Raw genomic sequence first — 8,509 nt, forward strand, 5'->3', positions numbered from 1 at the left:
GCCGCCGCGCCGGCCCCGGCGCCCGCGCCGGTCCCCGAGCCGCCGGCCGTCCCGGGCGTCCCGGCCGGGCCGCCCGCGCCCGAGGAGCCCCGTGAGGGCCCCGCGGGGAGGGGGCCCGTGTTCGTGTCCGGCGGCCCCGGGATCGCCTCCGGTACGCCGCTCCAGGCCCCGCACGGCACCCGCCTGTGGCACTGGGACGGTACGGGCGACGAGGCCGAGACCGCCGTCCCGGTGGCCGTCTTCGACGCCATCGGCGGCATGTGGACGCAGGTGCGCGCCGACGCGGTCCCGGCTCCGCGCCGCGACTGACCGGGCGGCTCACGGGCGACCGACGGCTTTGACCACGGTCGGCCCCGCGCGTCCCGGCGGGGGCGGCTAACGTCGGGGGCGTAAGCGGGCATTGACTGCCACCACCACGGACACGGACGCGAAGGTTGGGCCCGATTGGACTGGAACGACTTCGCCAAGCGGCTGACGATCGAGCTGATGCGCCTCCCGGTCCAGGCGTACCTGATCGTGCAGGATCCCAGCGGGCTGCCCTACGTCCAGGCGATGCGGGCGGAAGAGGAGATCGACGCGGAGGCCGTGAGCAGCGCATTCCTGCCGCGCAGCCTCTCCCCGCGGCAGGAGCGGCGGCTGACGATCAACGGCTGGGAGCGGCCCGACGGCGCGGACCGGCAGAACTGGTGGTACCTGACGTCGATGGTCGACCGGTCCGGCCGCCCGGCCGCCGACGCGGCCGAGCGCTGCGCGGCCCTGGCCGGGCGGATGGTCGCCGCGTTCCGTGACGTGTACGGCGTCCGCTCCCCGCTCGACCTCGTCTACCAGGCGGGGAGCACGGACGAGGAGCTGGCCGCCCCGATGGACCTGCCCGGCCTCGGCCTCCCCCGCGCCGTCGAAGAGGACACCGAGGACGCGGGGGACATTGGGGACGCCGAGGACGCCGCCGTCGCCGGGCCCGCCGAGCCCCGGCCTAGCGACACCCCCACGCGGGCCCTGGCCGCACGCCTGGAGACCGCCCTGGCCGCCGCCCGCGAACGGGGCGACCAGGAGGGCTACATGGCCATGCTGACGCGGGCCGTGCTCTACCTGCCGTCCCCCGCCGACACGACGTTCGGCGACGCGCCGGGCCACCAGTACGCGACCGCCGTGTTCGGGGACGAGACGTTCGTGCTGGCGTTCACGTCGCCGGCGGCGATGGACCGTTCGCTGCGCGGCCAGGCCGTCCACCACCGCCAGGCTTTCCTGTCCGAGCTGGGACGGAACTGGCCCAATCCGGAGTGGCAGCTCGCGATCAACCCGGGCCTGCCGAGCGCCGCGTACCTGGACGCCGCCGCACTCTTCGGCGCCCCCGAGGAGGACCCCCCTCCGGCCCCGCCCGTCCAGCCCGTTCCACCCCTCCAGCCCGTGCCGGAGCCCGCTCCCAAGCCCGAGCCGCGTCCGGAGCCGAGCGTCCAGCAGAACGGGCAGGCCCCCGCCGCCAACGGCCTCCCCCGCAGCACCCAGAAGGACATACCGGTCGCCCCCAAGGCACCCTCGCCTCCGCCTCCGCCGGTGCCCCCGACACCCCCGACGCCCCCGGTGCCGCCGAAAGCGGAGCCGGAGCCGCGGGCGCCGATCCGCCCGGCCGAGGCGGAGCGGCCGGACCGGGCCGGGCCCGCGCCGCGGCCGGAGCGGCGGCCCGAGCACCGGCTCACCGTCATGCAGAAGGTCGTCCCGCCCGGGCAGGTCGCGCACTACCTCAAGGGCGGGTACGACCTGGTCGCCGGCTACGTGCACCGGCTGCGCGACGTGCGCGACCTCGCCACCCCGGCCGCCCTCGTCCGCGGGCTGGGCCTGGTATACGAGGGGGCGCCGTTCCAGCCCGGGGACGAGGCGATCCACGTGATCCGCTGGCCCGCGATCAAGCCGGTGCTGTTCCGCAAGCCGCTGGGCGGCATCGACGAGTGGAGCATGAGCATCATCCCCGGCGGCTGGGTGATCGAGAAGGCGCCGTTCCCCGGCTCCGGCTACGCGCCCGGGGAGGGCCCGCCGATCCCCGAGTTCAAGATCGCCAGCCAGCGGCTGCCGCACGGCGCGGAGATGTACCGCATCCAGCGCTCCGGCAAGGAGGCGCTGGTCGCCGGGTACGACGCGGACCGCCGGCAGTGGCTGCTGCGTCCCGGCGTGCGGATCCCCGAGGCGCCGCCGGTCCGGCGCGAGGAGCGAGCATGACCGCCAGGCACGGCTTCTACGCGCATTGGCGCGGCACCGAGTACGAGGCCAGTCCCGACGGCGCCCGGGTGCGCCTCTACCTGGGCGCCCCGGCCGAGGGCTTCGCCGAGGTGGCGCCGGCCCGGTACGTGCGCGTGGTGCCCGCCACCGAGATCGACCGCCTGTCCTACGTCAGCACGGTGTGCACCTGGCGCGGCGAGAGCTTCGTCGTCCTGGGCGAGCACGACGGCTGGCTGCGGGTCGAGTACACGGGCGGCAAGGCGCCGGTGGCCGAGGCGCTCGGCCTGGAGATGTTCGACCGCGGCGTCTACCAGGCCTGGGCCCCGCGCGGCGAGGTCGAGGACCTCCGCGAGGAGACCGTCTGACCGCGGTGACATCGCGGGCACCCGACGGTGATACATCTGAGCCATGGCGGTCATCGATATCAACGCGGATCTGGGCGAGGGCTTCGGCATCTGGACGCTCGGCGACGACCACGCCCTGCTGGACGTGATCACCAGCGCCAACGTGGCCTGCGGCTTCCACGGCGGAGACCCGCTGATCATGCGGCGGGTCTGCGCGCGGGCGGTGGAGCGGGGGGTCACGATCGGGGCGCAGGTGTCGTACCGCGACCTGGCCGGGTTCGGGCGGCGCGAGATGGACGTGGCCGCGCCGGAGCTGACCGCGGAGGTCCTCTACCAGCTCGCCGCGCTCGACGGCATCGCCAGGACCGAGGGGGGCCGGGTGGCGTACGTGAAGCCGCACGGCGCCCTCTACAACCGGGTCGCCCGGGACGCGGCGCAGGCGCGGGCCGTGGCGGACGCCGTGCGCGCGTACGACGCCTCGCTGCCGCTGCTGACGCTGCCGGGTTCGGCGATGTACGAGGCGGCCGAGGGGCTCGCGGTCGTCGCCGAGTGCTTCGCCGACCGCGCGTACACGCCGGAGGGCCGGCTGGTCCCGCGCCGCGAGCCGGGCGCGGTCGTCCACGACCCGGCGGCGGTCGTCGAGCGGGCCGTGCGGATGGCCGTGGACGGCACCGTCGTCGCGGTCGACGGCAGCGAGATCAGGCTCGACGCGCGGTCGATCTGCGTCCACGGGGACACGCCCGGCGCGGTCGAGCTGGCGCGCGCCGTCCGCGCGGCCGTGACGGAGGCGGGCGTGGCCGCGGAGGCGTTCGCGTGACCGGCATGGCGGTCCGCAGGGCGGGGGACGCGGCGCTGCTGGTGGAGACCGGCGACCTGGCGACGTCCCACCGGCTGAACGCGGCGATCCGGGACGCCGGGCTCCCCGGCATCGTCGACATCGTCCCGGGCGAGGGCACGGTGCTGGTGGTCGCCGACCCGGCGGCCGCCGACCTGGACCGGCTGGCGGCGCGGCTGCCGGAGCTGCCGCTGCCCGAGCGGGCGGCGGCACTGACCCCGCCGGTCGAGATCCCCACCGTGTACGACGGCGCCGACCTCGACGCGGTCGCCGAGCTGGCCGGGCTGTCGCGGGAGGAGGTCGCCGCCCGGCACGCGGCGTCCACGTTCACGGTCGCCTACCTGGGCTTCTCCCCCGGCTTCGCGTACCTGACCGGGCTTGACCCGGCGCTGCACGTGCCGCGGATGGACTCGCCGCGCACCGCCGTCCCGACGGGGTCGGTGGCGATCGCGGGCCCGTACGGCGCCGTCTACCCCTCGCAGTCGCCGGGCGGCTGGCGGCTGCTGGGCCGCACCGAGCTGACGCTCTGGGACGTCACCCGCGATCCGCCGTCGCTGCTCCAGCCGGGTACCGAGGTCCGCTTCGTCGTGAAGGAGGCGCGTTGATCGAGGTCGTCCGCCCGGGTCCGCTCGCGACGGTGCAGGACCTCGGCCGTCCCGGGCACGCCCACCTGGGCGTGCCCTGCTCGGGTGCCGCCGACGCGCGGTCGCTGCGGCTGGCCAACCGGCTGGTCGGCAACGCCGAGGCCATGGCCGCGGTGGAGTTCACGCTCGGCGGCGGCGCCCTGCGCTTCCACGACGCGGCCTGGGTCGCGGTGGCGGGCGCTCCCGTGCCGCTGAGCGCCGGCGGCCGCGCCCGCGGCATGAACGCCCCCTTCCACGTGCCGGCGGGGACCCTGGTGGAGCTCGGCATGCCCGCGCGGGGGCTGCGGAGCTACCTGGCGGTACGGGGCGGGCTGGACGTCCCGGTGACGCTCGGCAGCCGCTCCACCGACCTGCTGTCCGGCCTTGGCCCCGCCCCGCTCGCCGCGGGCGACCGGCTGCCCGTCTCCGCGCCGTCCGGCCTCGCCGACATCGAAGTGGACGTCGCGCCGGTGCCCGACCCGCCCGAGGTGCCCGTCCTGCGCGTCCGCCCGGGGCCCCGGGACGACTGGTTCACCTCCGGCGCGCTCGCCACGCTCACCGCCCGGCCGTACGAGGTGACCCCCGAGAGCAACCGCGTCGGCGTCCGCCTGGACGGCGCCGCACTGTCGCGCGCCCGCGACGGCGAGCTGGCCAGCGAGGGCATGGTCACCGGCGCGCTCCAGGTCCCGCCGAACGGCCTGCCGATCCTGTTCCTGACCGACCACCCCACGACCGGCGGCTACCCCGTCGTCGCGGTGGTGGCCGCCGCGGACCTCCCGCTGGCCGCCCAGCTCCGTCCCGGCCAGCGGATCCGCTTCGCCGTCGCCGGCTAGTCGTCGGCCGGTCGTGGGCTGGTCGCGGGCTAGGTGAGGGGCTGCGGGGCGCTGTGCGGCAGGTGGGCGATGTCGTTGTAGCCGCGCAGGGACCACTGGCCGTCCTGGACGACCAGCCGCGAGATCGAGCAGTTGTCGGGGCCCACGAACGCGAACGGGCGGGACCCGGTCGCGATCGCGAGGGCCTGGCCGATGGCGGCGCCGTGCGAGAACACCGCGATCCGGCCGTCCGGATGCGCCTTGGCCAGCCGGTCGATCGCCTCCCGGATCCGGGCCTCCAGCGACTCGCTCGACTCGGCGCCGGGGATGACGTCCCAGCGCTCCTCGGCCCACAGGCGCTGCGCGATGGGGTCGCCCTCGGCGACCTTGTGGCGGAACAGGCCGCCCTCCCACTCGCCCAGGTGCACCTCGCGCATCCCCGGCTCGACCCGAGGCTCCAGCCTGAGCCGGCGGGCCAGCGGCTCGGCCGTGCGGACCGTGCGGCGCAGCGTCGTCACGTAGATCGCGTCGATGCGCTCCCGGCCGAGCCGCTCGGCCAGCAGCTCGGCCTGCTCGCGCCCTTCGGGGGCGAGGTCGGGGTCGCCCTGGCCGTCGACGAGCGGGAACGGCGCGCCGGGCCTCGACGGCTCGGAGGCGCCGTGCCGGACGAGCAGCACCTCGGCCGCGCCGGCGGGCGCCTGGTAAGGGGTCTGGCGGTACTCGCGGGGGGATTCGGTCGCTTCGTCGCTCACGCCCGCACCCTAGGTCATCGCGCCGCGCAGCGCGGCGATCGCCTCCTCCAGAAGGTCGGCGGGAACGTCCTCGAACGGCGTGACCTGGACGGTCCCGTCCTTCTCCCGCTCCCACACCCCGGCGACGCGCCCCTCGGACAGCACCACGGGCGAGATCCAGCCCGCGGTCCTGCTGACCTCGGACCGGTGCTCGGGCGGGACGAGGTACGCCGATCCCGTTCCGGCGCCCAGGACGTACTGGTCGAAGCCGCCCAGCAGCCGCACCGAGCGGTCGGGCGGGGTCTCCAGCAGCTCGTCCAGATGCTCGCGGAGCAGGAACATCGGGACGCCCTCGACCTCGACCGTCGACAGCCGGTCCTCGACGGCGGCGAACCAGCTCCTCACGTCCTTCTTGCGCACGGCCTTGCGCGTCAGCCAGTTGTCGAACGCCTCGGGCGTCGCCGGGCCGTGGGCGCCGAGATAGGCGGGGATCACGGTGCGGGCGGCGTCCTCGGGGCCGGGCGCCTCCGTCCAGGGCGGCGCGGTGAACGTGACGTTCGCGCCCTGGGACGGCCCGTAGCAGAGCACCCCCCACCAGGCGAGCGGCTTGAGCAGCGTCCCCCAGCCGGACCCCAGCACCTCGGCGAGGTGGGCGGAGCCGGTCTCCGCGACGATCGCGGCGGTCAGCTCCTTCCTGGTCAGCGCCGCGCCGCCGGAGAGGGCCGTGGCCGCGGCGGCGGCGATCGCCTCCAGGTCGGCGGGGGTGGCGCCGAACGTCCGGATCCAGCTCGGCCTCTCCCAGTGGCGGGCCGCGGCGCACAGCGCGAGATAGGCGGGCGCCTCGTCGCTGGGGAGCAGATGGAGGGTGCCCCGCATGGCCCAGGTCTTGACGAGCGTCCCGTCCTCCCAGAGCGCCCGCGAGACCCCGCTCCCGCCGCGCACCGCCACCGCCAGCTCGGCCGCCGACGCCACCTGCGCCTGCACCCCGGCGAGCCGCCGCACGACATCGAGGGCGGGCAGGCCGGACGGCGCGTCGAGCAGCTGCCGCCGCATCCGCCACGCGAGCACCCGCGGCCAAGTCACGCTTTCCATCCGCCGATCCCATCACAGGCCACCGACACTCTGGACAACAGCGGACCGCAGCGGACCGCAGCCGTCCGGACTACAGCCGGTGGGTCAGCTCCACGTAGGCCGCGTGGACGTCGTCGGCCGTGAGGACGGTGAGGTCGGCGGCGGTCGCGGCGTCGCCGAGCCGGGCCGCGCGGAGGGCGCGGGACGCGCACGCCTTCTCGTAGATGGACCGGACGAAGCGCCCGTTGCCGAACTCGTCGATCCGGCCGACGCCGCACACCCGCTGGAAGAGCAGCGCCAGGTCGTCCAGCGCGCCCTCCTCCCAGCGGTCGCCGCTCTCCTCGGCGATCAGCTGGGCGATCTGGAGCAGCTCGTCGGGGCCGTACGAGGGGAACCCCACCCGGACGTCGAACCGGGACGCGAGCCCGGGGTTGGACGACAGGAAGCGGTCCATGTCGCCCTCGTAGCCGGCCAGGACCACCACGAGCCGGTCGCGGTCGTCCTCGGCGCGCTTGAGGAGGGTCTGCACGGCCTCGGCGCCGAACGCGTCGCCGCCGCTGTAGCCGGGGTTGTACAGGGCGTACGCCTCGTCCACGAACAGCACGCCGCCGAGCGCCGAGTCCACGATCCGGTTGGTCTTGAGCGCGGTCGCGCCCAGGTGCTCGCCGACGAGGTCGGCACGCTGGCACTCGACGACCGAGGGGCGGGCGAGCAGGCCGAGCGCGGCGAAGATGCGGCCGAGCACCCGGGCCACCGTGGTCTTGCCGGTGCCGGGCGGGCCGGTGAACACGAAGTGCCGGGTCGGCGGGCGGGTGACCAGGCCCTGGTCCTGCCGCATCCGGGCGACCTGGAGCTGCGCGGCGATCTCCCGGACCTGCCGCTTCACCGGCTCCAGCCCGATCATCGCCTCCAGCGAGCCGAGCGCCTCGTCCAGCGTGGGCGTCTCGGCGTAGCCGCGGTAGCGCTCGGTGACCTCGGCGTACGCCGACTCGACGTCCTCGGCGCGCAGCGTGACCAGGTCGTCGGCGGTCGGCCGGTGCTCCTCCGAGCGGCCGACGACGCGGACGTCGCGGGCGCGCGCGGCGCCCTCGGTCAGCGTCCGCACGAACCGCCCGTTGCCCAGCTCGTCCACGATGCCGCGGCGGTCGGCCTCGGCGAAGCGGGCGGCGAGCCGGCGCCGGGCCTCGCCGTCGAGCCGGTCGCCGCGCAGCCCGGTGTGGTACTCGGCGATCTCCAGCAGCTCCGCCGGGGTGTACGACGGGAAGTGCACCCGGGTGCCGAACCGGGAGGCCAGCCCGGGGTTGGAGGCCAGGAACTCGGCCATCTGCGGCTCGTACCCGGCAAGGATGATCACCAGGTTGTCGCGGTCGTCCTCGGCGCGCTTGAGCAGCGTCTGGACGGCCTCGTTGCCGAACCGGTCGGGCTGCCCCTCGGCGGCGTTGACCAGCCCGTACGCCTCGTCCACGAACAGCACGCCGCCGAGTGCGGAGTCGACCAGCGCGGTCGTCTTGAGCGCGGTGGCGCCGAGGTACTCGCCGACCAGGTCGGCGCGCTGCGCCTCCACCACCGCGGGGGTGGGCAGCAGCCCGAACGCGTAGAAGATCTTGGCGAGCACCCGGGCGACGGTCGTCTTGCCGGTGCCGGACGGGCCGACGAACACGAAGTGCCGCATCGGCTTCTCGGTCGCCACGCCGGCGGCGGCGCGCAGGTGCGCCGCCTCGATCGAGGCGGCGATCGCCCGGACCTGCCGCTTCACCGGCTCCAGCCCGATCATGTCCTCCAGCTCGGCGAGCGCCTCGGCCACCGAGATCTCCGGCGGCGGCTCCCCGGCGGCGGCCGTGCCGGTCGCGCGCTCGGGCGCGGCGGGCGGCGGCCCGGC

General features: G+C 75.9%; 8 protein-coding genes and 1 pseudogene. 6 read left to right on the top strand and 3 right to left on the bottom strand.

Going from position 1 to position 8,509, the window contains the following annotated elements; translation table 11 throughout:
• The 6 genes and pseudogenes from AB0881_RS41230 to AB0881_RS41255 all read left to right on the top strand — a co-directional run.
• Positions 1 to 309: pseudogene (locus AB0881_RS41230) on the top strand (hypothetical protein); the annotation flags it as partial.
• Positions 310 to 444: 135 nt separating this feature from the next.
• On the top strand, positions 445 to 2,214 hold the full coding sequence (locus AB0881_RS41235) for an SseB family protein (protein WP_366626352.1): 1,770 nt from the start codon (positions 445 to 447) through the stop codon (positions 2,212 to 2,214).
• Complete coding sequence (locus tag AB0881_RS41240) at positions 2,211 to 2,579, top strand: hypothetical protein (protein WP_366626353.1); 369 nt, start codon at positions 2,211 to 2,213, stop codon at positions 2,577 to 2,579. Before AB0881_RS41235 ends, AB0881_RS41240 begins: the two co-directional genes overlap by 4 nt.
• Before the next feature lie 43 nt (positions 2,580 to 2,622).
• A complete protein-coding gene (locus AB0881_RS41245) occupies positions 2,623 to 3,375 on the top strand; it encodes a 5-oxoprolinase subunit PxpA (protein ID WP_366626354.1) in 753 nt (250 codons plus the stop codon).
• A 5-nt stretch (positions 3,376 to 3,380) separates the two neighbouring features.
• Entirely contained in the window at positions 3,381 to 3,998 is a 618-nt protein-coding gene (locus AB0881_RS41250) for an allophanate hydrolase subunit 1 (protein WP_366626359.1), read from the top strand.
• Positions 3,995 to 4,849, top strand: a complete 855-nt coding sequence (locus tag AB0881_RS41255; RefSeq protein ID WP_366626355.1) for a biotin-dependent carboxyltransferase family protein — start codon at positions 3,995 to 3,997, stop codon at positions 4,847 to 4,849. The genes AB0881_RS41250 and AB0881_RS41255 overlap by 4 nt, the downstream gene beginning before the upstream one ends.
• A gap of 29 nt (positions 4,850 to 4,878) precedes the next feature.
• Here the strand turns inward: AB0881_RS41255 and AB0881_RS41260 are convergent, their stop codons facing one another.
• The 3 genes from AB0881_RS41260 to AB0881_RS41270 form a co-directional block, all read right to left on the bottom strand.
• Positions 4,879 to 5,580, bottom strand: a complete 702-nt coding sequence (locus AB0881_RS41260; protein ID WP_366626356.1) for a histidine phosphatase family protein — start codon at positions 5,578 to 5,580, stop codon at positions 4,879 to 4,881.
• A 9-nt stretch (positions 5,581 to 5,589) separates the two neighbouring features.
• On the bottom strand, positions 5,590 to 6,651 hold the full coding sequence (locus AB0881_RS41265; RefSeq protein ID WP_366626357.1) for a winged helix DNA-binding domain-containing protein: 1,062 nt from the start codon (positions 6,649 to 6,651) through the stop codon (positions 5,590 to 5,592).
• A gap of 70 nt (positions 6,652 to 6,721) precedes the next feature.
• Positions 6,722 to 8,509: AAA family ATPase (locus tag AB0881_RS41270; RefSeq protein WP_366626358.1), on the bottom strand; the 1,788-nt coding region annotated here is incomplete at its 5' end.

The sequence above is a fragment of the Spirillospora sp. NPDC029432 genome (genome assembly GCF_040703975.1).
Classification (GTDB): Bacteria; Actinomycetota; Actinomycetes; order Streptosporangiales; family Streptosporangiaceae; genus Spirillospora.

Coding starts and splice junctions, on each gene's coding strand:
- AB0881_RS41265 (WP_366626357.1), bottom strand. CDS start 6,651: ATGGAAAGCGTGACTTGGCCGCGGGTGCTCGCGTGGCGGATGCGGCGG.
- AB0881_RS41240 (WP_366626353.1), top strand. CDS start 2,211: ATGACCGCCAGGCACGGCTTCTACGCGCATTGGCGCGGCACCGAGTAC.
- AB0881_RS41250 (WP_366626359.1), top strand. CDS start 3,381: ATGGCGGTCCGCAGGGCGGGGGACGCGGCGCTGCTGGTGGAGACCGGC.
- AB0881_RS41245 (WP_366626354.1), top strand. CDS start 2,623: ATGGCGGTCATCGATATCAACGCGGATCTGGGCGAGGGCTTCGGCATC.